25 protein-coding genes, 1 tRNA gene, 2 pseudogenes and 1 CRISPR repeat array are annotated in these 25,623 nt (G+C 60.9%); of the genes and pseudogenes, 14 read left to right on the top strand and 14 right to left on the bottom strand.

The genetic code is table 11. From position 1 onward, the window contains the following. Positions 1 to 609, bottom strand: a 609-nt coding sequence (locus NW846_RS09720; protein ID WP_414515853.1) for an FAD-dependent oxidoreductase, incomplete at its 3' end; no start/stop codon positions are given. Positions 610 to 748: 139 nt separating this feature from the next. On the opposite strand from NW846_RS09720, the gene NW846_RS09715 reads away from it, so the two are divergent. Further along, positions 749 to 820 (top strand) — tRNA-Gly (locus tag NW846_RS09715). Between the two features lie 48 nt (positions 821 to 868). Here the strand turns inward: NW846_RS09715 and NW846_RS09710 are convergent. The 3 genes from NW846_RS09710 to NW846_RS09700 all read right to left on the bottom strand — a co-directional run bounded on the left by NW846_RS09710 (position 869) and on the right by NW846_RS09700 (position 2,789). Further along, positions 869 to 1,609 carry a D-alanyl-D-alanine carboxypeptidase family protein gene (locus NW846_RS09710; RefSeq protein WP_099812378.1) on the bottom strand — a complete coding sequence of 247 codons (741 nt, stop codon included), beginning with the start codon at positions 1,607 to 1,609 and terminating at the stop codon, positions 869 to 871. Positions 1,610 to 1,657: 48 nt separating this feature from the next. Beyond that, positions 1,658 to 2,095 (bottom strand): peroxiredoxin, encoded by a 438-nt coding sequence (locus NW846_RS09705; protein WP_011429567.1) that lies wholly within the window; start codon positions 2,093 to 2,095, stop codon positions 1,658 to 1,660. A 70-nt stretch (positions 2,096 to 2,165) separates the two neighbouring features. Beyond that, positions 2,166 to 2,789 (bottom strand): HD domain-containing protein, encoded by a 624-nt coding sequence (locus tag NW846_RS09700; protein WP_011429568.1) that lies wholly within the window; start codon positions 2,787 to 2,789, stop codon positions 2,166 to 2,168. Between the two features lie 545 nt (positions 2,790 to 3,334). Here NW846_RS09700 and NW846_RS09695 point away from each other — a divergent pair. From NW846_RS09695 to NW846_RS09680, 4 genes and pseudogenes are all read left to right on the top strand, one after another. Then, positions 3,335 to 3,466, top strand: a pseudogene (locus tag NW846_RS09695) (IS200/IS605 family transposase); the annotation flags it as partial. Between the two features lie 1,054 nt (positions 3,467 to 4,520). Further along, complete coding sequence (gene mgtE, locus NW846_RS09690) at positions 4,521 to 5,900, top strand: magnesium transporter (protein WP_414515850.1); 1,380 nt, start codon at positions 4,521 to 4,523, stop codon at positions 5,898 to 5,900. 104 nt (positions 5,901 to 6,004) lie between these two features. Next, a complete protein-coding gene (locus NW846_RS09685) occupies positions 6,005 to 6,202 on the top strand; it encodes a hypothetical protein (RefSeq protein ID WP_099812376.1) in 198 nt (65 codons plus the stop codon). A 34-nt stretch (positions 6,203 to 6,236) separates the two neighbouring features. Continuing rightward, the gene (locus NW846_RS09680; RefSeq protein WP_011429571.1) at positions 6,237 to 6,938 is read left to right on the top strand and encodes an MgtC/SapB family protein; all 702 of its coding nucleotides are present in this window, start codon (positions 6,237 to 6,239) and stop codon (positions 6,936 to 6,938) included. A 243-nt stretch (positions 6,939 to 7,181) separates the two neighbouring features. Here the strand turns inward: NW846_RS09680 and NW846_RS09675 are convergent, their stop codons facing one another. After that, a complete protein-coding gene (locus NW846_RS09675) occupies positions 7,182 to 7,805 on the bottom strand; it encodes a TMEM165/GDT1 family protein (RefSeq protein WP_414515848.1) in 624 nt (207 codons plus the stop codon). Between the two features lie 386 nt (positions 7,806 to 8,191). On the opposite strand from NW846_RS09675, the gene NW846_RS09670 reads away from it, so the two are divergent. Together NW846_RS09670 and NW846_RS09665 are read left to right on the top strand one after the other, a co-directional pair. After that, on the top strand, positions 8,192 to 8,314 hold the full coding sequence (locus NW846_RS09670; RefSeq protein ID WP_041438124.1) for a hypothetical protein: 123 nt from the start codon (positions 8,192 to 8,194) through the stop codon (positions 8,312 to 8,314). Between the two features lie 94 nt (positions 8,315 to 8,408). Next, positions 8,409 to 8,777 (top strand): YraN family protein, encoded by a 369-nt coding sequence (locus tag NW846_RS09665; protein ID WP_049749715.1) that lies wholly within the window; start codon positions 8,409 to 8,411, stop codon positions 8,775 to 8,777. Here NW846_RS09665 and ruvX read toward each other — a convergent pair. After that, a complete protein-coding gene (gene ruvX, locus NW846_RS09660) occupies positions 8,744 to 9,223 on the bottom strand; it encodes a Holliday junction resolvase RuvX (protein WP_011429602.1) in 480 nt (159 codons plus the stop codon). The two genes, NW846_RS09665 and ruvX, sit on opposite strands and share 34 nt — an antisense overlap. 110 nt (positions 9,224 to 9,333) lie before the next feature. On the opposite strand from ruvX, the gene ahcY reads away from it, so the two are divergent. After that, positions 9,334 to 10,614: an adenosylhomocysteinase gene (gene ahcY / locus NW846_RS09655; RefSeq protein WP_011429603.1), complete on the top strand. Its 1,281-nt coding sequence runs from the start codon at positions 9,334 to 9,336 to the stop codon at positions 10,612 to 10,614. 140 nt (positions 10,615 to 10,754) lie between these two features. Here the strand turns inward: ahcY and NW846_RS09650 are convergent, their stop codons facing one another. Then, entirely contained in the window at positions 10,755 to 11,966 is a 1,212-nt protein-coding gene (locus tag NW846_RS09650; protein ID WP_011429604.1) for an argininosuccinate synthase, read from the bottom strand. Between the two features lie 566 nt (positions 11,967 to 12,532). Between NW846_RS09650 and NW846_RS09645 the strand changes: the two genes are divergently transcribed. Next, positions 12,533 to 13,030 carry a DUF4079 domain-containing protein gene (locus NW846_RS09645; RefSeq protein ID WP_011429606.1) on the top strand — a complete coding sequence of 166 codons (498 nt, stop codon included), beginning with the start codon at positions 12,533 to 12,535 and terminating at the stop codon, positions 13,028 to 13,030. 78 nt (positions 13,031 to 13,108) lie between these two features. Continuing rightward, positions 13,109 to 13,981 carry a lipoyl synthase gene (gene lipA, locus NW846_RS09640; RefSeq protein ID WP_011429607.1) on the top strand — a complete coding sequence of 291 codons (873 nt, stop codon included), beginning with the start codon at positions 13,109 to 13,111 and terminating at the stop codon, positions 13,979 to 13,981. On the opposite strand, the gene NW846_RS09635 is transcribed toward lipA, so the two are convergent. Further along, positions 13,978 to 15,192, bottom strand: coding sequence for an Era-like GTP-binding protein (locus NW846_RS09635; protein ID WP_011429608.1), 1,215 nt, complete (start codon positions 15,190 to 15,192; stop codon positions 13,978 to 13,980). The genes lipA and NW846_RS09635 overlap by 4 nt on opposite strands. Positions 15,193 to 15,361: 169 nt before the next feature. On the opposite strand from NW846_RS09635, the gene NW846_RS09630 reads away from it, so the two are divergent. Then, complete coding sequence (locus tag NW846_RS09630) at positions 15,362 to 15,511, top strand: hypothetical protein (RefSeq protein ID WP_011429610.1); 150 nt, start codon at positions 15,362 to 15,364, stop codon at positions 15,509 to 15,511. 208 nt (positions 15,512 to 15,719) lie between these two features. After that, positions 15,720 to 16,223 (top strand): type II 3-dehydroquinate dehydratase, encoded by a 504-nt coding sequence (aroQ, locus tag NW846_RS09625; protein ID WP_011429612.1) that lies wholly within the window; start codon positions 15,720 to 15,722, stop codon positions 16,221 to 16,223. Positions 16,224 to 16,466: 243 nt separating this feature from the next. Here aroQ and NW846_RS09620 read toward each other — a convergent pair whose 3' ends face one another. Continuing rightward, positions 16,467 to 17,003, bottom strand: a complete 537-nt coding sequence (locus tag NW846_RS09620) for a thioredoxin domain-containing protein (protein ID WP_011429613.1) — start codon at positions 17,001 to 17,003, stop codon at positions 16,467 to 16,469. A gap of 376 nt (positions 17,004 to 17,379) precedes the next feature. Between NW846_RS09620 and NW846_RS09615 the strand changes: the two genes are divergently transcribed. Both NW846_RS09615 and NW846_RS09610 read left to right on the top strand, forming a co-directional pair. Further along, positions 17,380 to 19,305, top strand: a complete 1,926-nt coding sequence (locus NW846_RS09615; RefSeq protein WP_414515846.1) for an AAA family ATPase — start codon at positions 17,380 to 17,382, stop codon at positions 19,303 to 19,305. A 27-nt stretch (positions 19,306 to 19,332) separates the two neighbouring features. Next, positions 19,333 to 20,670, top strand: coding sequence for an SbcC/MukB-like Walker B domain-containing protein (locus NW846_RS09610; protein ID WP_414515844.1), 1,338 nt, complete (start codon positions 19,333 to 19,335; stop codon positions 20,668 to 20,670). Here the strand turns inward: NW846_RS09610 and NW846_RS09605 are convergent. From NW846_RS09605 to NW846_RS09585, 5 genes and pseudogenes are all read right to left on the bottom strand, one after another. Beyond that, entirely contained in the window at positions 20,667 to 21,098 is a 432-nt protein-coding gene (locus NW846_RS09605; protein ID WP_011429615.1) for a GerW family sporulation protein, read from the bottom strand. The two genes, NW846_RS09610 and NW846_RS09605, sit on opposite strands and share 4 nt — an antisense overlap. A gap of 292 nt (positions 21,099 to 21,390) precedes the next feature. Beyond that, positions 21,391 to 21,654 (bottom strand): DUF2973 domain-containing protein, encoded by a 264-nt coding sequence (locus NW846_RS09600; protein ID WP_041438126.1) that lies wholly within the window; start codon positions 21,652 to 21,654, stop codon positions 21,391 to 21,393. Then, the gene (locus NW846_RS09595) at positions 21,654 to 21,974 is read right to left on the bottom strand and encodes a DUF2605 domain-containing protein (protein ID WP_011429617.1); all 321 of its coding nucleotides are present in this window, start codon (positions 21,972 to 21,974) and stop codon (positions 21,654 to 21,656) included. Before NW846_RS09595 ends, NW846_RS09600 begins: the two co-directional genes overlap by 1 nt. Positions 21,975 to 22,023: 49 nt before the next feature. Next, positions 22,024 to 23,514, bottom strand: a pseudogene (locus NW846_RS09590) (cobaltochelatase subunit CobN); the annotation flags it as partial. Between the two features lie 26 nt (positions 23,515 to 23,540). Next, complete coding sequence (locus tag NW846_RS09585) at positions 23,541 to 24,719, bottom strand: transaldolase (RefSeq protein ID WP_414346870.1); 1,179 nt, start codon at positions 24,717 to 24,719, stop codon at positions 23,541 to 23,543. A 162-nt stretch (positions 24,720 to 24,881) separates the two neighbouring features. After that, a CRISPR array of direct repeats spans positions 24,882 to 25,598; the repeat unit is 28 nt; unit sequence GGTTCACCCCCACGGGTGTGGGGACAAC. Positions 25,599 to 25,623: the final 25 nt, after the last annotated feature.

Genomic DNA, 25,623 nt, shown 5'->3' with positions numbered 1-25,623 from the left:
GGCAAACATCTGAAAAATGGTCAGCATGCAGCGGGCGGAAATCTGCTCCGTATCGATGAAGCCCAGGGCATAGGCAATCGGGTTCCACATCCGCTTCAGGCTGGCCTCGGATCCCCCGTGGCGGCGGAACCACTCGGCAAAGCTTATCCGATCCAAAGCGCGAATCTGCCGCATCGCCCCCTCGTAGTCCAGCAGGCCGCGAATCAGAGGGCTAGTGCCCAGCGCCAGGGCGTTGCGCAGCTTATCGGCCCAAGAGAGCTGCTCGGTGGCAAAAAAAGCCTTGAGGCCGTTGAAGGGCGCCCCTAGCGGGAAGCGAAAATCGAGGCTGGCCACCTGCCCCCCGCGGTTGACAAAGGTGTGGGTGTGTTGCTTGGGCAGCAGGTTCTCGTAGGCTCCCACCTTCTTCATCAGGGCAAACAAATTGCTGTAGTTGCAGAAAAAAACGTGCAGCCCCATCTCGATGTGGTTGCCCTCGGCATCCTGCCAGGAGCCCACCTTGCCGCCCACAAAGGGCCGCGCCTCGTAGATCTGCACCTGGTGCCCCGCTTCCACCAAATCCACCCCTGTGACCAAGCCGGCCAACCCGGCCCCGATAATGGCTACCCGCATCGTGATCCCCTCAAATGAGCTCAGCCAAAGGCTGAGGCAACTGCAAAGAAAGATAAACTTCTCTCATTCTGGAACAAAATGCGCCAGGGATCCCTGGCTTGACAAACGACCGCAAAACTTGCCATGATAGATGTCCGATGCGGATGTAGCTCAGTGGTAGAGCTTCTCGTTGCCAACGAGACGGTCGCGCGTTCGAATCGCGTCATCCGCTTTTCGATCCCTCACCCCCGTCCCCTCTCCCAAGGGGAGAGGGGAGGTGTTAGCGCTTGTAGAAGGTCTCCAGGCTGTGGCGGTCGCCCACAAAGCGCCAGTGCCAAGGTTCGTAGTTCACCCCCTGAGGGTTGTTTCTGGGGAAAGACAGCTCAAAGCCAAAACGGGCGGCATTTCTCTCCAGCCACCGGAAGGCAGGGGTGGTCTCAAAGGCTTCTTGAGTGTCCCACTGAGGAAACTGGGCATCGCCAATATCAATGGCGTAGCCGGTGTGGTGCTCGCTGTAGCCGGGGGGAGCGCTGAGCGCAGCCCGTTCTTCCGGTCGCAAGGCTCGCGATTGGGCCAGTTGAAAAAACAAAAACTCCTGCTCCGCTATCGAGCGAAACCCAGAGATAGGGACAAGGCGGATCCCGTCGGCTTGGGCTGCTTCACTCATGCGCAGGTAGCTCTCGGCAGCCGCCTGGCGCAGGCGCACCTCTCGACCACGGTAGCTGCCCACCACCCGCAAGCTGTCTGCAGGGGCTTCGGAATAGGCATAGTGCCCCAACAGAGAAGGTCGCCCATTCTGCACAGTTGGCTGCGGCAGAGAGGGCTGACCGGCTTCCTCCAGAACTTGGGGATCCGCCGCCTGCTGGGATCCCGGTAACTTCTCTATCCCCCAACCCGCCAGGAGCACTAGCCCAACCAGCACCAGGCCCAAGACTAGACGGGACCTCAGGGCAGGCACCGAACTTTGCGCTTTTTTCGCCGGAGTGGACTGGCGACGGGCGACCGGAATGTCGTCGTTCATGCGCAAAGGCCGGGATCTAGCGAGGAGTACTGAAAAGAGGCAGCGCTTCTACAAACCCAAGTCGGCCAAAATATCGCGGGCGTGGGTTTCGGTGTTGATGTTCTGATAGACCTTGGCAATTTTGCCCTCGGCGTCGATGACGTAGGTCACCCGCTTGGCGTAGCCGCCTCCATCCACATCGTAGGCGCGGGCGATCACCCCACTGGTATCCACCAGCAGAGGGAAAGGCAAGTTGTACTTCTCGGCAAACTTTTGGTGAGAGGCCTGGTCGTCCATGCTCACCCCCAACACCACCACGTTTTTGCTTTGATAATCAGCGTAGGCGTCGCGGAAGCCGCAGGCCTCTTTGGTGCAGCCAGGGGTGTCGTCTTTAGGGTAAAAGTAGAGGACAACGGTTTTCCCGGTAAAATCAGCCAGAGAAACTTGGTTGCCGTGGGTGTCGGTCGTGTTGAACCCTGGAGCAACGGTGCCAACAGCGAGAACCATAGACAGGTGACCTGAAGAGTGCAAGAGAGAAAGCTGCCCTCAGCATTTTCTTCAGCCCTGGTCGTCTCTGTCAAGCTGTTGCCGGCCCCGACCCGGCTGCCCGTTGCAACTCGACCACCAGCTCTTGGAACTCCACTGCCAGCCTAGAAGGCAGCCGTCGCCCCAGGATCTCCGCCAGCGACCGGTAGTACCACAGGGATCCCTCTTTGCCGCCGGAGAAGCGCTCCCAGAGCTGATCCCCCAGTTGGCGAAAGTCGCGTAGGATGCAGCGGACGTTGTGCAGCTTGTCGGAGGCGGCCACCAGCAAAACCGAGGCATCTGCGGTTTCCAAGTGCTTGAGATAGGCCACTTTGCGCTCTTTCCAGTCTTCTTTGGGCTCGCCCAGGGAGCTATCGCTGTCGGTGTCCGTGCATCCCAGGACGATCTGCAGCACCCGTTCTCCGAAGTGCTCCCGCAGCTCCCGTTCAATCTGAGCCCGCGGCTCGCCGCTGTAGCGGGGGCCATCCTCCAGGCTGTCGTGGAGGAGGGCAGCAATGGCCTCATCTTCGTCGGCGCCATGCTCCAGGGCGATGGACGCCACCGCCAGCAGGTGGCTGAGGTAGGGGATCCTTGTTCCCTTGCGGGTTTGAGCGGCATGCCAGCGGTAGGCGTAGCGCATGGCCTCGGCAAACCGCGGCGTCAACTGGGTAGACATAGGTATCTCTCCGGTCGAGGTTGGCAGTTGAGGGGATTGGTATTGGTAGGAAATCGTATCCAGAAAGCGTCTATTCCAAACCAAGCTTTGACCTGGTTGCCGAGCGGCACTCTGACTTTTGCTTCTTGGAACTTAAGCCACTTTTTCGGGTATGCTACTGAGAACATCCCCTTCTTACGGTAGCGCGGCAGGTTTGGTCTTAAACTCATTCCTTCTTGCCAGGAGAGCCTCAGCTTTTTCTTAGAGCTACTGAGTGCCTCAGCTACAGACTTACACGTCTGTTGTGCGGCGGAAACATACATTGCGATAAAGTGCTTGTTTTTGGTTCTCACCATTTCAGCGCAAAGCTCACCATAGCTTGCCCATCGCTTCGTTTTGAAATAGACTTGTCTCGCATCGTACAGAGCACAGTTGCTTATTAGACTGTTGACACAACTCTAATAGGGGGACTAGCTCCCTGTTCTTGACTCGAACCTGCTGACAGCCGTACTCCATCATTGTTGATGAGCAGTATGATAACTACAGTCTGACATGAGTAAGCGATAATGCGAGAGGAAAGTCAACGGTACAATCACTACAACCATGCTGTGGGGCTAGCGGTTGTTTATCTCATTTTTTGGCCAAAGAGAAGGAAAAAGGTCTTGGTAGGAGAAGTCAGGAAGAGGTTGTTTGAGCTATGAAACTATATCAACGACCCCCATCATGGGTAAGCGACTAAAGTGGCTAGCGGGCTTTTCCGCCCTGCACTCAAGTGCGGGGCTACCAAGCTATCCTTTTGTGTGCAGGTGGGGACTGGCCCGCAGGGCCTGGATCACCGGAGCCAGCTCGATGGCTGCGGGCCGCGTACCCAAGATCACAGAAACCAGGGGAAGGGTGGCCATAGGCTCATGGGCAGCGGCACCTGTAGAGGCTGGAAAGAGCTGATCCACTCCGCGCAGCTCATTGGGGTGAGCCTCTTAAAAACACAGGCAGCATAGGGCAGCGTTTTCCCAAGGTCACAAGCTGCCAGGATGGGGACTCTACTCAGTCAGGCTGCGAGCAGAACCCGGAAGAGGTTGTGCTCTCTTGTTCGCTTACCCCGATCTTAACTCCCCATCTGCTCCGCTGATCGTTCACCGAATATGCCAGAAAAAGGTTGACGGGATCCCCTTCCTGCAACTAGCCTAAAAAGGGCTGAAGAGATTCTCTTCGGGCTGTCCGGGTTGTTCCGGTTCAACTCTTTCGGAGGAAAACGTTCAACAACATGGACGCTTCTGGCAGTTGTAGCACCGGCCAGCGGAGATCGCTCTTAGGAGCTCAAGTCCTTGGAGATCTGCGCCTTCCTGGTGCCTTCCATTTTCCCGCTGACAGCCTCAGTCGTCGCTTGAGAGGATCCAGTTTCGCCAACGCGAAGGGACAGGAGAGCTTTCTCAAATAGCTTCTGGCTTGGGTGGCTCTCTCGGTCGGCGACGAACAGATGGGCTGAGCAGAGCTCGACCTGAGCATCGGAAAAGGGAAAAGCAGGAGTGCTTCAAAGGGGACTTCCCCTAGCCTTGGGTTTTGTATTTGTTGTTCGTGGGCCAGGGGGAGCCCTTTGGATTCCCTTTTATCGACTTGGGCTTGTGGGCGTCGAGTCGGGCCTAAGACGTTGAGAGGCGTTCAGCTTCAGGGCTCCCATGAGCCTCGGGGCAGGGGTTGGTCGTTGCCCTCCGGGTCTTTTATCCGGCTGACTCCAACCTTTGGAGGTTTGTTATGCAGCAAAACATTCTTCGCGATCTTCTCTCTCCTGCCTCTTTGGAAGCCGCCAAGCGAGAGGCCAACCGCGCTCCCATTGCCGAGCTGGTGCAGCAGTTGATGGAGATTTCACCTCGGCAGCGGGTACTGGCTTTTCGGTTGCTGGAAAAAGACAAGGCCATGGCGGTATTTGAGTATCTGCGGCCCGAAGAGCAGGCCGATCTCATTCGCAGCATGGAAAGCCCAGAAGTGATCCAGCTCATAGAAGCTCTGCCACCTGATGAGCGGGTACGTCTGTTTGAGGAGTTGCCGGCCAAAGTAACCAAGCGCCTCATTGCCAACCTCAGCCCAGAAGCCCGCGAAGCCGTGAATATCCTGCTGAACTACCCGGAGCGCAGTGCCGGTCGGCTGATGAACCTGCGCTACTTGGCGGTGCGCGATACCCTCACCGTCGGGGCAGCTTTGGCCAGCGTGCGGGACTCTCAACTGAGAGACGATGAGCTGGATGTGATTTTTGTGGTGGACGATCAGCGGTTCTACAAAGGTTTGGTTCGCACCGTGCGCCTCGTGAAAGCAGATCCGGATTTGCCCATTCGGGAGCTGATTGAGGGATCGGATATTTTTGCTCGGGTTACCGACCGGGATCTCCAGGCAGCTCGTTTGCTCAAGGATTCGGGCTTGCCGGCTATTCCGGTGGTCGACAGTGAAGGACGCTTGGTGGGAGATATCACCTTTGAAGATGTGATCAATTTGGTGGAAGAAGAGGCTACGGATGCTGCTCTGGCCCAGGCAGGGGTGGCTAGCTTGCTCAGCCGAGACAAGGTTTGGAGCGAGCGCCTGGTTAAAGGCTCCCGTTGGTATGCCGTCCGCCTGCGCATCACGTTTTTAATCATCACCTTGATTGGCGGCATGGTGGTGGGGGGAGTGATCGAAACCTTTGAGGAAGTGTTGCAATCAGTAACGGCAGCGGCTATTTTCATCCCCTTGGTCATGGATATGGGCGGCAATGTCGGTACCCAATCTACGACCATCTTTGCCCGTGGCTTGGCTTGGGGCCACATCAACGTGCGGCAGTTTCTCCCCTATTTGCTGCGGGAAGCCAGCATTGGTGGCATTATCGGTGTGATCCTGGGGGCCACGGCTGGGGTGATTGCCTACTTCTGGCAGGGGGCACCCAATGGGATCCCACAATTGGGTCTAGCGGTGGGCTTGGCTCTGGCCATTGTCCTCACTTTGGGGGCTATCTTGGGCGCCATTTTGCCCTGGGTGATGTTAAAGCTGGGCTTTGACCACGCTCCCGGAGCAGACCCTTTCATCACTACCATCAAAGATTTCACCGGCCTCTGGGTGTATTTCACCTTGGTAGCTTGGCTGGTCGGCGTTGAAGTCGAGTTCTGAGGCTGCTCTCTTCGCCTTGCAGTCCAACTTTGGCTCCCAGGCTACCCCCGACCTGGGGGAGCTGGATTCAGATTGAATCCGATTATTCGTTCAGGAGGTGTGCCATGACTTTGAAAGCTCCTTCCACCACAGCTCAGTTCCGGTTGCTGCTGCAGCGCTACGCCCATCGAGTCAGCATAACCTGCGCTTTAGAAACGGGTGGTAAGCTGGCCCCAGAAGTGGCCTTTGCTCAACTGGAAACCCTCTGGCAGGCTCTGGAACAGGAGGCCAAAGCCCTGGGGATCCCAGATGTGGCCGGCTAGCCCTCACTCCTCCACGGCAACTGGAGCATGCCCTATGACCTGGATTGACTTCACCTTCCGCCTAACGGTTGCCTTTATCTTGGGATCCCTTATCGGGCTGGAGCGCCAGTGGCGGCAGCGCATGGCCGGCCTGCGCACCAACACCTTGGTGGCCACTGGCGCAGCCTTGTTTGTCATGCTCTCAGTGCTCACCCCTGATGAAAGCAGTCCAACTCGCATTGCCGCCCAGGTGGTGTCGGGGATCGGCTTTTTGGCCGGGGGCGTGATCCTCAAAGAGGGGGCCAGCGTGCGCGGCTTGAACACCGCTGCCACCATCTGGTGTGCAGCAGCCGTAGGGGCTTTTGCCGGATCAGGGTACATTCCCCAAGCCACCATTGGGGCAGGAGCCGTGTTGATCGCCAACATTCTGCTGCGCCCCCTGGGCTACCGCATCAACCAACAGCCCCTCAAAGGCACGGAGCTGGAACTGGTCTATGAGTGTTCATTTATCTGCAAAAGCCATGCGGAAGCCCACCTGCGCGCCCTGCTGCTGCAGGGCATAGCGCCCACCCATCTCAAATTGCGAGCCCTCTACAGCGAAGACCTAGAAGACAAACCCGACCTGGTCAAAGTTGAAGCGGAGCTGGTCACCCAAACCCGCGACGACCAGGCTCTAGAACTTGTCGTCAGCCGCCTCAGCCTGGAGCCAGGAGTGATTACTGCCAGATGGCGAATTATCGAACAGGAATTTGGATAATCCGAACTTTTTTTCCGACTTCATGGGAGTTCTGCAGCCAAAAGGCAGAATGTGCCCAGCTCAACAAAGAGCGGACCTTCGCGCCATGAAGCGAGAGGAGATTTTGCAGTCCAAGCGGGAGCAGCTCCTACGGGTATGGTTGTTTCAAACCCGATTAAGACGCTCCTCCAGTGCTCGGCTCCACTGACGCAACGAGCTGACGCAACGAGCTGTTTCATTGCTCTTTGAAATAACTACAGTTGTTTATCCTAACAATTCCCAACTGGTTACCAACGCAAACAGCAGAAACAAGCCGCCCCCCACCCAATGCACGGCCCGTTCAGAGATGTGGGCTGCTAAGAAGCGACCGCCCACCACCGCCAACCCCACCATCAGCCCATGGCCGAGGGTGGCCCCTGCCCAGACACTCAATCCCGGGTGGGTGGCTGCCAAGGAGACGGTGGCAATCTGGGTTTTATCCCCGAACTCGGCCAAGGCCGTCAAGCTAAAGGCTTCCCACACAATGGCCCAAGCCCCGCCGCGGCCAGCGCCTTTTGCTTCGGCTTGCTCCACCAGCCTGAGGGCTTCTTCCTCTTCTTCCTTCTCCTGCTGGGGAGTCATTTGGTAAGCTTGCCAGAGCATTCTTAGCCCAAAAGCCGCGAAAACTCCAGCCGATAGCACTCGCACGCCCAGGGGTGGCAGCAGCTCAAAAAGCACTTTCCCGGCCACCACAGCCAGCAAGGTCATCGCGGCCAAAGCCAGCCACGTTCCCAAGAAGACCCAGCGGCGTGGGTGCCGCATAGCCAGAATCAGGGGGGTAAAAAAGGTTTTATCCCCAAACTCTGCTACCGTAACCAACAGCAAACTTGACGCAAAACCAGCCCACATCGTTTAGCCTCCAACCTCTCTTGTGTGTGGAATCGCTTCACACCTAGAGGTGAAGGCTGGGAAAGTCAGACGGACTCACCAAGCTCACCTCCGCGTGAACTCAGTGAAAGTCTCGTCACCAAGGCAAGACAATGGGCTTGCCTTGTCTCTGGCACCGGGCTGCTTTTAGCCAGTATGTCGATGCAGAGGGCGGTAAGCCGCCTGACTACTCCCTTTCTAGCCTGAATGGTAGCATGCTCAGCTCATCCAGGAAAGCTCTCCGTTCGCGCCCGTAGGCCTTTGGGATCCCTGCCTTGCCGATGTTGATGCTGCTTCCCACAAGAGGGCTATGCAGGAGAGACAGGCTATCATGGTTACGGTTCAGGAGGAAATCAGGAGAAGGCCACGTGGATGCAAAGCTAGTCTTGGTGGGGGTTGCTTTTGCCCTCTCTTTGGCAAGTTTTTACTTCGGCACCCGCAACGGCTTTTACGACACCGATAAATATCACGGCAACGGCTCTGCCCACTAGGGCCAAGGGGGGAGCGATTCTGAATAGTTCCTTCGAGGAGTTTGTATCTAGGTAGGCTGGGGATCCCTTGCCCAAGCGAACTTCTCTCCAAAACATGGGCGAGGCTGGCGAAGCTTGTGTGCGGCAGTACCTGGAGGAGCAAGGCTGGCAGATCCTGGCGCAACAGTGGCGCTGTCGTTGGGGAGAGCTGGATCTGGTGGCCTCTAGGGCAGGGGAGTTGATTTTTGTGGAAGTGAAAACCCGCAGTGGCCAGGGCTGGGATCAAAAGGGGCTTTTGGCGGTTGGGATCCAAAAGCAGCAGCGCCTAATCCGGGCCGCCCAAGCTTTCTTGAGCCAGCACCCTGATCTTGCTGAACTAGCTTGTCGCTTTGATGTCGCGCTGGTGGAACAGCGACCGGGCAAGGAAGGGGTGAGCTACGCCTTGGCAGACTATCTGCAGGGCGCTTTTGAGCTCTGGGAATAGCGCCGCTCGTCCAGCCAAGTTTGGAGAATCACTGCCGCCGACTGCTGGTCGATAAGCGCTTTCTGGGCCTTAGCCGGGATCCCGGCCTGGCGCAGATCCCACTCCGCCTGTACGGTGCTCAGGTACTCGTTGACCGTAACCACCGGCAAATCCACGGCCGCCTGCAGCGCCCGCACAAACCGCTGCACCTTGCGGGCCTGGGATCCCACCGATCCATCCGCCAAAAGCGGGATCCCGACCACCACCACGGTGGCTTGGCGGCGGCGGATCCACGCCTGCACTTGGGCGATATCTTCCGGCAGGGAACGGCGCCGGATCACCCCCAGCCCCGTGGCCAGCAGCCCCAGCCCGTCGGAGCCGGCCACGCCGATGCGGCGGTTGCCCACGTCCAGCCCCAGCGCCGAAAAGGGATCCCTTGTGGCAGAATAGTTCAGGTCTGTTGACATCTGTTTGTCCCTCTTGCCGACATTGTAACGGCCTGAAACTCCCTCTCTCTGGCCGTGTAGCTCGGCTGAACCTCTATCCTTTTTCGACAACTCTCTTTGGAGCCTTCTCGATGACCAGCGCCACCCTGTCTCTCCCCAAGCACGAAGTTAAAGACCTGGGCCTCGCCTCTCTGGGCAGGCAACGGATCCAGTGGGCGGCGCGGGAGATGCCGGTGCTGGCCCAGATCCGGGAGCGCTTTGCCCAAGAAAAGCCCCTGGCCGGCCTGCGCCTGGTGGCCTGCTGCCATGTCACCACCGAGACGGCCAATCTGGCCTTGGCGCTGCAGGCAGGGGGAGCGGAGAGCGTCCTCATCGCCAGCAACCCCCTCTCCACCCAAGACGATGTGGCCGCCAGTCTGGTGGCCGACTACGGCATCTCGGTCTTTGCCATCAAGGGGGAAGATGTGGAAACCTACCGCCGCCATGTGCAAATTGCCTTGGATCACCGTCCCAACTTGATCATCGACGACGGCGGCGATGTGACGGCGGAGCTGGTGCAGCATCGCCAGGAGCAGCTCCCGGAGATCATCGGCACCACGGAAGAGACCACCACCGGCCTGGTGCGCCTGCGGGCCATGTCTAAGGCGGGGGTGCTCAGCTTCCCGGTGATGACCGTCAACGATGCCGAGACCAAGCACCTGTTCGACAACCGCTACGGCACCGGCCAATCCACCCTGGACGGCATCCTGCGCTGTACCAACATTCTTCTGGCCGGAAAAACGGTGGTGGTGGCCGGCTACGGCTGGTGCGCCAAGGGGGTGGCGATGCGGGCCCGCGGCATGGGATCCCAGGTAATCGTGACCGAGGTCAACCCGGTGCGGGCCCTGGAGGCGGTGATGGACGGCTTTCGGGTTATGCCCATGGCCGAGGCCGCTTCCCTGGGGGATCTGTTCATCACCGTCACCGGCAACAAGCACGTCATCCGCGGCGAGCACTTCGACCGTATGAAAGATGGGGCGATGGTCTGTAACGCCGGCCACTTCGACATCGAGATCGACCTGGTGGCGCTGCAAGAGCGGACGGTTTCCCGGCAGACGGTGCGCCCCTTTGTGGAAGAATACCGTCTCCAGTCGGGCAAATCGGTGTTCGTCCTGGGAGAGGGCCGGCTGATCAACCTGGCTGCCGCCGAAGGCCATCCCGCCAGCGTCATGGACATGAGCTTTGCCAACCAGGCCCTGGCCTGCGAGTACCTGGTGAAAAACCGTGGCCGCCTGGCGCCAGGGCTGCACCCCATTCCGGCAGAGATCGACGAGGCCATCGCCCGCCTCAAGCTCAAAGCCATGGGGATCTCCATCGACAGCCTTACCCCGGAGCAGATCGAGTACGGCAACACCTGGACGGCAGGAACCTAGAGAGAGCCCCTCACCTCCGCGGTGGCAAACCTGGCCCACCTGCGCCGTCGTGCCAGCAGGCAAGCGGCTTGACACCTCCCCCCCAGCAGGCTAGCCGGTTGACCAGCACCCCGGATGGACAAATTGCCTGGCGGTAGAGTTCAAGCACCACTGCCGCGGTGCACCTGCGCCCAAGTGCGGGTAGGCAGGCCCCAGATGTAGATGAAGCCTTCGGCAGCCCGGTGGTCGAATTGATCCCCTTCCCCGTAGGTGGCCAGCTCCGCGTTGTAGAGGGAGTAAGGGGAGCGGCGGCCCACGCAGACCGCCTGGCCCTTGTGCAGGCGCATCCGCACCACGCCGGTAACGCTTTTTTGGGTGGTGCGGATGAAGGCGTCCAGGGCCTCCCGCAGTGGCGAGTACCAGAGGCCGTTGTAGACCAACTGGCTGTAGGTGGTCTCGATGCCGTACTTGTAGTGGAGGACCTCGCGAGTGAGGGTGAGGCTCTCCAGCTCGCGGTGGGCCTGGATCAACACCGTTAGGGCCGGGCACTCGTAGATCTCGCGCGACTTGATCCCCACCAGCCGATCCTCGATCATGTCGATGCGACCGACACCGTGGCTGCCGGCCAAGGCGTTGAGCCGCTCGAAGAGGGCTCTGGGGCCGAGGCGCTGCCCGTCCAGCTCCACCGGGATCCCCTCTTCAAAGGCGATCTCCACGTAGGCGGGCTCGTCGGGGGTTTGAGCAATAGAGCGGGTGAGGGCGTAGACTTCCTCCGGCGGCTCTTGGTCGGCGTCCTCCAGGATCCCGGCTTCGACGCTGCGGCCCAGGATGTTGAGGTCGATGCTGTAGGGGCTGGATTTTTGTACTGGCATAGGGATGCCGTAGCGCTCGCCGTAGGCGATGGTCTCCTCGCGGGTCATGCCCCACTCGCGCGCCGGGGCCAGCACCTTGAGCTTGGGGTTCAAGGCGGCGATGGCCAGGTCGAAGCGGACTTGGTCATTGCCCTTGCCGGTGCAGCCGTGGGCCACGGCGTCGGCGCCCACCTCTTCGGCCACCTCCACCAACAGCTGGGCGATCAGGGGCCGGGCCAGGGCAGTGGAGAGAGGGTAGCGCTGCTCGTAGAGGGCATTGGCCTGGATAGCGGGGAAGGCGTAGTCGGCAATCAGGGTCTGGACGGCCTCCCGCACCAGGGATTGCTCGGCCCCGGCCCTCAGGGCCTTGGCTTGAATGGCCTCCAGCTCCGCCCCCTGACCCAAGTCCACCGCCAGGGTGACCACCGATTCCACCCCCCACTCGTGCTTGAGATAGGGGATGCAGACGGAAGTATCGACGCCCCCCGAATAGGCCAATACCACTTTCTTTGCCCGTCCCATGCTGCTGCGGATCCCTGTTCAAAAGAAGTTGCTAGCCCATTATGCCCTGTGGCTTGGATCTTGAGGCGGGGGGTGGCAGCGGACGAAGGGGAGACATCACGGTATCGGGGCGCGCCAAGGGATCCCTCCTCGGCCAGGCTTACGGAGGGAGGAAGAACGCCTTGTGCGCAAGGACGGTTTCCACCCTCGACCCAAGCCCAGAGGGCAGGCAGCAACGCCGAAAAGGCAACAGCAATCGAGCTACCGGAAAAAAGCTAAAAGGGATCCACGGTTACCGAAAAGCGCCACAAAGCCCCTCCTGATCAAGGCTCCAACTGCTTACCCTGAAATTGGGGATGGCTTCTTGCAAGACTGGTTGGAAGACTGCTACTGGAATTGGGATCCGCAGCGTTACCCAAGTCGCAAAGCCCATCATCTGGCCCGCTGCCAATGGCAAATCCATTTCTACCAGCATCTGATGCAGATAGGGCTCCCACTCCCGGAGTCCACACGCGCCCGTGCCGCGACAGAAGTTTTTTAAATTTGTGTTAATTTAGGGGCAGCCTCCTCTTCGTTGCGCAATCCCTATGAACAGCATTCAACTTCCCCAATGGCTGAAGCTGGCTTTGCCCTTCTTTCACCCTGTGCTGATGATTTTCGCCTTTGCCCTAGCTCTCTACGCTCTTTACCTGGGCCTGCAGGTGCGACGGCTGCGCACTGCTTCTGCACAAGAGCGCAAAGAACTCGTCAAGGGTAAGTTTGGCCAGCGGCACTTTCTTGCGGGATCCCTGTTCTTGCTGTTGATGGTGTTCGGGGCCCTGGGCGGCATGGGGGTGACCTACCTCAACAACGGCAAGCTGTTTGTTGGCCCCCACTTGCTGGCGGGATTGGGCATTGTGGCCTTGGTGGCTAGCTCTGCGGCTTTGGCGCCCCTGATGAAGGATGGCCAAAAGGCCTGGGCTCGCAATGTCCACCTCCTGCTGAATTTGGTGATTTTGGGGATCCTGGGCTGGCAGGCGGCGACTGGCTTTCAAATTGTGCAGCGCATCGTCAACCAGATGCTAACCTCTCCTCAGGTGGCCTAGCCCTTTTCCGGCCAAGGGCGATCGATCTGGAAGGCGTCCATGCCACAATGGACGCTATCTCTTCTTTCTCGTCCTCCCATGCCTGTTAGCTCTCTTCCCAGTTGGGTCAAGCGCTCTATCGGCAAGGCCAGCGATATCTCGGCAGTGCAGCAGGTGATCAAGCAGCGGGGCCTGCACACCATCTGCGAAGAGGGGCGCTGTCCCAATCGGGCCGAATGCTACAGCCAAAAGACTGCCACCTTCCTGCTGATGGGCGGGATCTGTACCCGCGCCTGTTCCTTTTGTCAGGTGGCTAGCGGGCGGCCCGCGCCGTTGGATCCGCAGGAGCCGGAAAAGGTGGCTGAGGCCGTTGAGCTGCTGGGGCTCCGCTATGTGGTGCTCACCTCGGTAGCTCGCGACGACCTGCCCGACCAGGGATCCGGCCGCTTCGTGGAGGTGATGGAAGCGATTCGGCGGCGCTGCCCTGGGATCCAGATCGAGGTGCTCACCCCCGATTTTCGCGGGGAGCGCGACTGCATTGCCCGTGTGGTGGCGGCCCGACCGACCTGCTACAACCACAACATCGAAACGGTGCGCCGGCTGTCGCAGGCGGTGCGGCGCAGCTCTGGCTACGACCTGTCGTTGCGGGTTTTGCGAACGGTGAAGGAGCTGGATCCCGGCCTGCCCACCAAGTCCGGCCTGATGCTGGGGCACGGCGAGACCCGCGCAGAAGTGCTGGAAACCTTTCGAGATCTGCTGGCGGTAGGCTGTGACCGGCTCACCCTGGGGCAGTATCTGCAGCCTTCCCTGGCCCATCGCCCGGTGCAGCGCTACTGGACGCCGGAGGAGTTTGTCGAGCTGGGCCAGATTGCCCTCCAGATGGGGTTTCGCCAGGTGCGCTCTGGGCCCCTGGTGCGCAGCTCCTACCACGCCGCCGAAATGGCTCAGGATGGCCGGGAAGAGGAACCCTAGGCCTTTTCAGCCAGCTCTTGGCTGCTGATGAGATCCCGCAAGAGGGCCCCTAGGCCGAACCCCTCTGGGGCAAACCGGAGCAACACCCGTGGCGCCAGGGATCCCAAGCGGTACAAACTCGCCCCCGCCACCAGACCCGGCAAGAGGCTGTTGCTCCAGCCTCCCCACAGCCAAGAGCTCACCCCCTCGGCCAAAAGCAGCAGCGCCCCATTGAGCAGCAGCAGTCGCCACAGCCCCTCCTGGGCGGATCCCAGCGCCTCCCGTAAGGATCCCCAGGGCAGTCGCAGCCGCATTCCCAGGCCCAACAGCCACAGCCCATCCAGTAGCGGCGCCAACAGCAGATCTAGCCCCAGTGGCGCCAAGCCCACCGCGATCCCCTTGCCGAGGGCGCAGGCCGTGCCCCATTGCTCGACAAAGCGGGCGTGGTGCTGCCACTGCTTTTGCCAGAGCTGGGCCTGGAGGTGCTCCAGCCGCTTCAGCACATTGAGGGCCAAGAGGGATCCCGCCTCTGCCTGCAAAATTTCCACAATGCGCCCTCGCAGGGCCTCGATCTGGGGTGCGGGCCGCTCCCATTCCAAGGTGATGCGGCCATCTGGCCAGTGGGTGCGCACCTTAGTGGGCTTGGGACGGGCGGCCACCGTCAAGATCTCCTGCGGCAACACCCAGCCCAAGTGGCGGCTGATCTGGGCGCGAATGGCCTGCAACTCGGCTTCCGAATAGAGATCGCACTTGTTCAACACCAGCAGGATGGGCTTGTGCAGGGTGCGCAGCTCCAACAGAGCCTGGTACTCCAACTGGGTCAGGTCTGCGGCGATGACAAACAGGATCAAGTCGGCGGCGCGGGCCACCTCCCAGGCCAACTGTTCGCGGGCTTCTCCGTTGATCTCGTTCAAGCCGGGCGTATCGATGAACCGTACCTGCCAAGGGATCCCCGGCCCCGGCTGCCACAGCAGCGATTGCGGCTGTTGCGTCACCCCGTTGAGGGGCCCTACCTCCAAGCGGGCCTCGCCGGTCAGGGCGTTCAAGACAGCCGACTTGCCGCGGTTGACCAGACCAAACACCGCAATGGAAAACACCCGAGTGACAAGACGCTTGCGCAGAGTGGATAAAGCTTTGAACTCCGGCTGCAGATCCTGACGGCTGGCCAGAGCTTGCCAGTGATCCCAGCAACGCTGAAAAACGGTTTCGGCTTGAGTTAGAGGAGTGGTCATCGACAACAAAAATGGCCTAACCCCCACTCTAAAAGGAATTGGTCCCCATAGCCACGCTGGTATTCCCCCCCAGCGTGGGGAAGTCCGCCGGGATCCGAAGCTCACAGAATGGGGCATGATCACCTTGGGGCATTGGCGCTCCTAAGTTAGGATCCCATCGACTGTTGCTATGCTGTACCGCCTCCCCAACTCTCTCCGCTGGCTCCGCCTTGGCGGATCCCATCGCTCCAAACAAGAGCGTCAAATTGTGCGCAGCCTGCTGGCCTTTGCAGGTGCCCTCCTGGTCGTGGATATCGTGCTCCTGAGCGCCCTTTACTAGTCCGATGGCATTTCCACGCTTGTCGGGAAAAAGCGCTATCATGGAGATCCATTGGTCAAGCTCCGTTGATGGCTCTGTAACTCCTACGAGGCAGGTCGGATGGATTGGGTAGAAAAAGTTCTCGAAAAGATCCGCGAATGGGTGGAACGTGTGATTGATACTCTTCTGGGAAGTCCTCAGCCCCAACCTGCTCCCATTCCCGTAGAAAATGGATCCCATCGTCGTCGTTAATCCGACTGCCATTGCTTCCGCTGGCGAGCTCCTAAGCCTTCTGGTTCTGCACGGCCCCAACCTCAACTTGCTGGGGGTGCGAGAAGTAGGCATCTACGGCTCGGTGTCCTTAGAACAGATCGATCGGGCGCTCCACCAGCAGGCAGAAGTTCTTGGGGCAAAGCTGGAGATCCTGCAGTCTAACCATGAGGGGGTGTTGGTCGATGCCATTCACCGGGCTCGCCAGCAGCACTCCGGCATCCTCATCAACCCTGGCGCCTACACCCACACCAGCATCGCTCTGCGGGATGCCATTGCTGCCGTAGGGCTGCCCACGGTGGAAGTTCACCTGAGCAATATCTATCGCCGCGAACCTTTCCGGCAACACTCCTACATTGCTGCTGTAGCCATCGGCCAAATCAGTGGATTTGGAGCCCACAGCTACCTATTGGGCCTACAGGCTCTAGTTCAGCACCTGCGGCTGCAGGCTGCCCAAGCCTAACCGAAGAAGTTTGGCCTTACCTCGACGCTGCCGAGACAGTCGCTGCTTGGCGATCCTCAACCGCGGGGACTCCCCCACCTGGAAGAGGTAGGCGCTGGTTTTCCCGGTGGAGAACATCCGTCCTCAGCGGCGTGGGAGAGGGGGGCGGGCGCAACTCAGGGAGCGGTTAACTGGCAAGACCAGTGGGCGGCTTAGAGGGACAGTTGGGAGCCTCAAGCCCGACAACTGGGAGCTCCTAGGTCTCTATCCATGGCTGCGCGGATCCGCCTGATGCGGGAGGACAGGCCTGCCCCGATCCAACTCAGACACCTGTCCGGCATTGGTCAACTGCAGGGGCTGCCCAGTTGCCAGAGCCAACACATTGCCCCGCAAAATGGCGGCAGGCTGCTCTCCGATGGCAAATCCCAGCACTTCCCCTTGACCATCCAAAAAGAGAAAGTGAGGGATCCCGTTCACCCGGTAGCGGCTCAACTCCGGCAGCCACTTGGGGTTGTCCACGTTCAGCATGACGAAGTTCACCTGATCGGCAAATTCTTTCTTCAGGCTGGCCAGGAGAGGTGCCATCGCTCGGCAGGTGGTGCACCAATCGGCGTAAAACTCCACCAGAGAAGGCTTGCCGTTGGCCTGCGCTTCCTCCCAGGACACTGCCTCTGCAGCCAAGTCAGCCAAGCTGGTGCCAGCCTGACGAGCTTGATTGGCTAAAAACAAGCCTGCCGCCAGGAGCACGGCCACCACGGCAACTAAACTGTTGCGCAACCGTTTTGCCCAGTCTTCCTTCATAGCTCTATCACTCCGCCATCTGGTGTTCCGCCTTCCCCGTTCTAACATCCCCCTCGCTCCGCAGTGGGCCAACTAGGTTCTGGATGGCTGTCTCCCGGGATCCCGGCTGGCGAGGAGGGCAGATGGACGTACTCCCCCTAGCTATAGCTTGCTCCGGCCCAGCAGTAAGCCTAGGAACTCTTAGTTACTGGTTCCGCAACCGCACTTGCTCCTTCGGGTTGCTCCGCCTCAGCAGCAGTGCCAGTTTCCCTGGTGGGCTCAGGGCGGTGGGACAACCGTTTTCTGGCTGTGGCAAAACTTGGGATCTAGCCAATAACTTCATAAACTGGAGCAAATGGCTCATCGCCATTGCTTTGCAGCGACCAGAGCCGCCCTTGTGATCCCAGTTCGCCTGACCTTACACAATTTTCTCTGCTACTCTCAGGCGGTTTTGGATCTGCGCGGGATCCACACCGCTTGCATTTGCGGCCCCAACGGGGCGGGCAAATCGGCTTTGCTCGACGCCCTTACCTGGGGCCTCTGGGGACAGAGCCGGGCCAGCAACGACAGCGATCTCATCCGCAAGGGGGCCAGCGAAACCTGGGTGGAGGTGGTCTACCGCTCGCGGGGGCAAACCTACCGCGTCCTGCGCAGTCGCCACCTCGCGGGGGAAGGATCCCTGGAGTGGCAAATTCAAACTGGAGAAAGCGACGGCCAAGCCCGTTGGCGCAGCCTCACCCGCCGCGGCCTGCGTGCCACCCAACAGGCCATCCAAAATCAGCTCGGCCTCGACTACGATACCTTTGTTCACTCGGCCTACCTGCGGCAGGGGCAGGCCGATGCCTTTACCCTGAAGCGTCCCGGCGAGCGCAAGCAGATCTTGGCTGACATGCTCAAGCTGGGGCAGTACGATCTGCTGGCGGAGCGTTGCCGCGAACAGGCCCGCAGCGCCAAGCTCAAAGCCGACCTGCTCCAAGAGCGCCTGCACAAGCTGGATCAACACCAGGTCTCTATCAAGCAGATGCAAGCCGAACTGGAGCAGCTTCAACAGCGGCAAATCCATCTGCAACAGCTCCTGGCCCAACAGCAGCAGGAATTACAGGCCCTAGAACGCGCCTATGAACATCGCCACACCCTGGAGGAGCGCCACCAGCAGCTTGCCCAGCACCTGAACAAGCTCAGCGTCAACCTGCACCACACCGAACAGCAGTGGCGAGCTCAACGACAGCACCTGCTCCAGTTGCAAGAGCTGATTGCCCAAAGCGAGGAGATCCTGGCGGGCTACGAACGCTATCAAACCCTGATGGCCCAGGATCGCCATCTTCACCACCTCTTCGAGCAACAGCAATACCTGCTCCAAGAACGCCAAAAGCTGCAGGCCCAACAGGCCGAGCAACAACAGCAGCAACTGCGCAGAATGCAGCGGCTGCAACAGGAATTGGCCGCCTGCCAGGCCCAAGCCCAGGCCGATGCCCAGGTGCTGGCCGAACGAGAGCGCATCGAAAACGCCCTCCACCACTACCGGCAAGCCCAGGAGCGCCTGCAAAGCTTAAACGAGGCCCAGGCCCAAGCCGCTGCCCTCCTGGAGCAACAACGGCACTGGGAGGAGGAGATCCGCCGCGAGGGAGAACGTCTGCAAGCCCGCCTCCAGTTCCTCCAGGAGCACCTGCAAAGCCAGGAAACCCTGGCCCAACAGCAGCAGCACCTGGCCCAGAAAATTGCCGCCAGCGCTGCAGCCCTGGCCGAGCTGGAGCGGCAGCGCCTCTACCAGCAGCAGGTGTTGGAAAAAATCCAGGAGCGCCGCCTCTTTGTGCAGAAGCTGCAGGAGCGGCAGCGGGTTCTCCAGCACCAGTGGCAACAGGAGGAGGAACGCTGCCGCCTGCTAGAGGCTCCTTGGGAAGAGTTTCCTGTTGGCGATAGCGGAGCGGAGTCCCTCCACGCCGAGCGCTTGGATCCTGCAGAGCTAGAAGATCTGGATCGCCCGGATCACTTGGGCCCTTCGGATCCAGACTCTGGCCGGTGCCGTCCCACCCATGCTTTGACGGGGGCGAAGGCCATTGCCGAGGGAGCTGCAGAACCGGGATCCGAAGTAACCGCAGACCCCCTCTTCTCAGAGCAGCCTGCCGAGTCCATGCCAGCACCGCCCACCAAAGTGCCGACCGCCCCAATTTGGGTTTGCCCTCTCTGTGCCCGTCCGCTCAGCCCGTCCTTGAGGGCAGTGGTGCTGAAGAAACACCGCCAGCGGCAAGAGGAAATTGCTGGCGAGCTGTTTGTAATCCGCGAGCAACTGGCGGTGGCCGACCGGGAGATCGGGCTGCTGTAGGAAGAAGCCCAGCGTCTTGGCCAAGAGTTGGCCACCTGGGACGAGCGCCTGCACCTTCAGGGGCGCCTGCAACAGCAGTGGGAGGCTGAGCAGGAGCGGCAGCGGCAACTGGAGGCGCGGCGGGCAGAAGCCGCAGAACTGGAGCAGATCCTCAGCCAAGAAGCTTATGCCCAAGAGGCGCGGCAGCAGCTTGCCCAGATCCAACAGGCCCTGCAGCAGCTGGGCTATGACGAGCGGGAACATGCCTTGCAACGGGGAGAGGTGGAGCGCTGGCGCTGGGCCCTGGGCCGCTCCCACGAGCTGCGCAAAGCCCAGGAGCGCCGCGCCCGCCTAGGCGAGCAAATCGCCTCCCTGCAAGCGCAACTGGAGGCCCTGCAACAGGCGGGATCCCCTGACTCGCCGCTGGCAGAACGCCTGGCCCAGATCGAGCAGGCGCTGGACCACCTTGGCTATGACGGATCCCTGCACCAGCAGGTAAAAGCAGAACTGGCCCAGGCGCAACTGTGGCCGGCCCGCCTGCAAGCCCTCCAGATGGCCCGCCAGGAGCTGCCGGAAGCCACAGCCCGCAGCCAGGCCCTGTCCCAACGCCTGCAGGAAAGCCGGCAACACTTTGCCCAGGCTGCCCAAGAGCTGGAAGCGCTGCAGCGACAACTGGCCGAGCACCCCGATGTTTCCCCGGCTCATCTAGAAGGGATCCGCCAAGCTCTGCAGGAGAACCGGCAAGAGCTGGATCTGGTGCTTTCTCAAATCGGGGCGGCCCGACAGCGGCTGCAGCAGGCTCTTGAACAGCAGGCGGAGCGGACGGAGCTGGAGCGACAACTGCAGCAGGCCCGCCGCCAGCAGCAGGTGTACCAGGAGCTGGCCAACGCCTACGGCCGCAACGGCATTCCCGCCCTGATCATCGAAAATGTCCTGCCAGAGCTAGAGGCCCAGGCCAACCAGATCCTGGGCCGCCTCACCCAACACCGCCTCCATCTGCGCTTTGTAACCCAGCGCTCGGGGCGGCGCTCGGAGAAGCTGATCGAGACCCTCGACATCCTCATCGCCGATCCCCGCGGCACCCGTCCCTACGAGACCTACTCTGGGGGAGAGGCTTTCCGCATCAACTTCGCCATCCGCCTGGCTCTTTCCCGCCTGCTTACCCAGCGCTCGGGATCCGACCTGCAAACGTTGATCATCGACGAGGGGTTTGGATCCCAGGACGCCACCGGGCGGGCCCAGTTGCTGGCGGCCATCAACGCCATTGCCTCCGACTTTGCCTGCATCCTGGTGATCACCCACATCCCCAGCCTGCAAGAGGCCTTTCCCCACCGCATCGACGTGCAGCCCTCCCCCCAGGGATCCCGCCTCTTCATTCGCGGCTAGTCATTTGGCTGGTCATTTGAGGATGAGGAGTTGTCGGCCCGGCTTTGCAACCACTGCTGCAGCAGGGGAACTATAGTCTCGCCAAGCTGGCTCCACTGGCTGGGCTTTTGGGCCGTGGTTAGCAGCTCCACCCGCTCCCCCCGGATCACCAAAAAGCCCACCGGCTCGATGCGCACCCCGCCCCCCGCTCCGCCAAACAGGCTGGCCGGATCCCGTCCGTTGCTGCGAAAGCCGCTGGCCGTTTTGCCAAAATGGCCCCCTCCTCCCCCAACGCCAAAGTAGAGCGACACGTAGGGGACAATCGTTGTGTCGCCAATGGTAATCGGCTGGCCAAAGGTCTGTCCCGTCTCCGCCAAAACCTTCAGCTTGCTCAGCACCGCCTCCAGGACGGCTGCCACCTCGAAATCGGAACTGGAATCGGATCCCATTGGTGACGTTTGCGCAAACGCTGCAGGCCAGCTCCAGAGGCCACTGGGTGAAGAACCAGATTGACTGCAGTTGTCTCAGACAAGATTAAGATACCTTGCTGCCTACCCAAGCGCCCCGCGCCGCTGCCCTCACCCCTGGCCCCTCTCCCTGAGGGAGAGGGGAGTTGGGGATAGTTCTCGGCGCCAAATGTTTTACTGCAACTTCATCCAGGAAAGGCTGCTCACCCCCACACCTGACTCGGGCCGACACCGAGAAAGGGGGAGCTCCTGCGCCGCTCTTGAACTCCCTTTTTTAGTCCTCGTCGGGAGAGCCAGAGTAGAGATCCTCCAGGCGGCTGCGGGCCTCTTCCAAGCTGGCCGAGCGAATGACCAGCAAGGGCTCTTCCGTCAGGTTGCCTTCTTCATCCAACAGCTCTGGGTGGGGCACCTGCCGGCGGCCTCGACGTGGCGAGGCCTTGCGCTCTTCTTTGCTCAGAGTAACCACGTTGGCCACCAGGTTGCGCAGGGCTACAAAGGCAATGGCCACAAAAGCGATGAGGTAGAGGATCTGCAGCATCACGGGTCAGATGAGTCGGAGGAGGGGTGAATTTGGCGAAAGCGACGGCCCAGCTCGGCGCACTCCATCAGCAGGCGATGCCATTTTGCCATCAGGGCCGGGTCAACGCCAACTTCATTATCCGACAACTGATAGAGGGCTTCCGCTGCCTGGAGCTCCGCTTGGGCAGCCAAAACCCGCTCCAGGAGGGCCTGCTGCGCCTCTGGGCTGATGAATTCTAAAGTTTCTTCTTGCAAAAAGCGACGAGAGCGCTCAAACCAGTAGCGGTAATCTTCCAGCAGGGGCCCCAGAATCTCTCGCAACAGCTTGGCTTTGCTCATGGATCGGGATCCCTCCGCGTCTGGTTTGCTGAGAGCATCTTAGCCGAACTTAACCTTCCCCCGCCAGGGATCCCTGGGTAGCCTCCAGGCGGGCTTCCGTCTCCAGCATCAGGGCTTCTAGGTGGGGCACCAGCTCCGGCGCCTGCTCTTGCCAGTAGCCCCGCTGGTGGGCTTCCAGCAGCCGCTCGCTCATGTCCCGCAGCGCCCAAGGGTTGTGGTTGCGCAAAAACTGCTGCACCCGGGGATCCAGCAAGTAGGCGCGGGCCAGGCCAGCGTACATAAAGTCCGGCACGGCGTGGGTGGTGACGTCGTAGGCGAAGAGGTAGTCCAGGGTGGCGGCCATCTCGAAGGCGCCTTTGTAGCCGTGGCGCATCACGCCGGCAATCCACTTGGGGTTGACGACGCGGGCGCGGTAGACGCGGTCGATTTCTTCGGCCAGGGTGCGGATCTTGGGGTTGTGGGGACGGGCGTGATCCCCGAAGTAGATCTGGGGGTTGCGGCCCTGGAGCGCCCGCACCGCTGCCACCATGCCTCCCTGAAACTGGTAGTAGTCGTCCGAGTCAAGGAGATCGTGCTCGCGGTTGTCTTGGTTGTGCAGGACAATTTGCAGGCGGGCCAGTTGCCGCCGCAGGGCTGCGGGGGCCGGCTCTCCTTCGCCCTCGGCCCGGTAGGCGTAGCTGCTCCAGTTGAGGTAGGCGCGGGCCAGATCCGCTTCCGTTTCCCAGTTTTGCGCCTCGATCAGCCCCTGCAGGCCGGCTCCGTAGGCCCCCGGCTTGGAGCCAAAGATGCGCAGCCGCGCTTGCTTTGCCGCTTCTGAAGGCGGGATCCCTTGCTCCTGCCAGTACTGGGTATCGGCCAGCACCTGGGCCCGCAGGGGGTTGTCGCTTTCCGGCTCCTCCAGGGCGGCCACGGCCTGCACGGCGCGGTCGAAGAGGGCAATCAGGTTGGGAAAAGCATCGCGAAAGAACCCAGAAATGCGCAGGGTTACATCCACGCGGGGCCGGCCCAAAACCGCCACGGGCAAAATCTCAATATCCACCACCCGTCCCCCCTCCCAGCGGGGCCTGACTCCCAAGAGCGCCAGCGCCTCGGCCCAGTCGTCGCCGCCGGTGCGCAGGGTAGAGGTGCCCCAAACGGATAGGCCCAGGTGGCGGGGATATTCCCCCTGCTCTTGCACGTAGCGCTCCACCAGCCGCTCGGCAGCCAGCGAGCCAACCTGCCAGGCGGTGGGGGTAGGGATGGCGCGGATATCCACCGAGTAGAAGTTGCGCCCGGTGGGCAACACCTCCACCCGGCCCCGGGTGGGGGCACCGGAAGGGCCGCTGGGCACATAGCCGCCGTTGAGCCCGTGCAGGAGATGCCTCAGCTCCTGGGGGGTTTGCTGCAGCCGAGGGAGCAAGTCGGTCTCGATCCAGTGCAGCACTTGTCTGGCCGCCGGCCCCGGCGGCGGATCGTAAGGGATCCCCTGCAGATACTGGGCAATCCAGCGGCGGGCCTGGGCCTCCAGGGCGGCTACTGCATCTCCAAAGCGGCGAAAGCTCTCGCCCATAGGGCTTGCTTGCCTGGCTAATTTCTCAGATAAACGGCTGCCCCCAGTCCGACCAGCATTTCTTCGGGAGTGATTTTGCCATCTTGGTTAGTGTCGAGGGCATCGAAGACGCGATCTGCTCCCATCCACTCCTCGCGGGTGATGAAGCCATCCCCATCCAGGTCGTAGATGCGGAAGACATCCTGGGCGGCGTGGGTAATCGTTTCCTTGGCGCCCTCCAGCTTCTGCAGCCGCTCGGTGAGCAGTTTTTCCAGCACCTCCAGCGCCTTGGAGAAGCCCTGGATCCCTTCTTCTAGTTTTTCCGAGGCCATGCGGTTTTCCCGGTGCATCTGGTCGAAGGTGGCCCGATCCATCACCAGGCGGGGAATATCCATTTTCTTAGCTTTTTCCGGATCCAGCTTGCGCTCCAGGTGGCCCTCGGTGTTTTGCAGCTCCGCCAACAAAGCCGGCGAGATGGTTAGGAGATCGCAGCCGGCCAGCTCGATGATCTCGCCAATGTTGCGGAAGCTGGCCCCCATCACTTCCGTTGGGTAATCGTATTTGCGCAGATAGTTGTAGATCTGGGTTACCGACTGCACGCCTGGATCTTCGGCGGGCGGGTAGCTCTCCCGGCCTGTGTGTTTTTTGTACCAATCCAGGATGCGGCCCACAAAGGGCGAGATGAGGGTTACCCCCGCTTCGGCGCAGGCAATGGCCTGGTGCAGGCCAAACATCAAAGTCAGGTTGCAGTGGATCCCTTCTTTTTCCAGGATCTCGGCGGCGCGGATCCCTTCCCAAGTAGCCGCAATCTTAATGAGCACCCGCTTGGGATCCGCCCCTGCCGCCTTGTAGAGCTCGATGAGATGGCGGGCCTTGGCCACGGTGGCTGCTGTGTCGTAGGAGAGCCGGGCGTCCACCTCCGTCGAAACCCGACCGGGGATGATGGACAAAATGCGCACGCCAAAGGCCACCGCCAGTTGGTCGATGGCGTGGGCCACCACGGCTTTGGTGTCGGCTTTGGATCCCAGGCCTTGGCGGGCCTTGAGCAAGGTCTCATCGACAATGCCCTGGTACTGGGGCATTTGGGCGGCTGCTGTAATCAAAGAGGGATTGGTGGTGGCATCCTGCGGCTTAAAGGTCTCGATGGCGTTGATATCCCCCGTGTCGGCCACCACCACCGTCATCTCTCGCAACTGCTCCAGCAAGCTCCTGCTCATACTCCCCTCCTTAGATATCGCGCTTCTGCGACCTAACCCCAGTGTCGCCCACCTAGGCAAGGGATCCCGGTAGATGTGAGATTGTCTTAATTGTCTAGCCGGCTACTCCCACAGATGTGGGGACAACGTACAGCAGGAGAACTACCAGGGGGCTCATAGATTGGTTCACCCCCACGGGTGTGGGGACAACGCGTACCATCTCGCCTTCTCTAAGAGCGCTTTGGCGGTTCACCCCCACGGGTGTGGGGACAACAGCCGGTGAACTCCCGCAGCTTCGGCGTCCACTTGGGTTCACCCCCACGGGTGTGGGGACAACGATGCACGGCTGTGCCGTCACGGGGCCAACCTAGCGGTTCACCCCCACGGGTGTGGGGACAACGCGTACCATCTCGCCTTCTCTAAGAGCGCTTTGGCGGTTCACCCCCACGGGTGTGGGGACAACAGCCGGTGAACTCCCGCAGCTTCGGCGTCCACTTGGGTTCACCCCCACGGGTGTGGGGACAACGATGCACGGCTGTGCCGTCACGGGGCCAACCTAGCGGTTCACCCCCACGGGTGTGGGGACAACCGCGGTTGAGCAGGCGGATGGCCTCCTGTCTCACGGTTCACCCCCACGGGTGTGGGGACAACGTCGGATCCACGTCGACCTCGTACCCCGCCGATACGGTTCACCCCCACGGGTGTGGGGACAACTCCGCCTGGCGGGTGGCCTGCTGGTTCTGCACTCGGTTCACCCCCACGGGTGTGGGGACAACGAGTGTTACGGCGCGTCTAAAGGCCCACAAGATCGGTTCACCCCCACGGGTGTGGGGACAACCTACCCGTCCTGCCACCAGCGCCGGCACGATGACGGTTCACCCCCACGGGTGTGGGGACAACTCCGCCTGGCGGGTGGCCTGCTGGT

Source organism: Synechococcus sp. W60.3, from assembly GCF_047502615.1.
Taxonomy (GTDB): Bacteria; Cyanobacteriota; Cyanobacteriia; order Thermostichales; family Thermostichaceae; genus Thermostichus.
The sequence above is the reverse complement of the archived record's forward strand: the minus strand, read 5'-3'. Positions and strand labels throughout refer to the sequence as shown.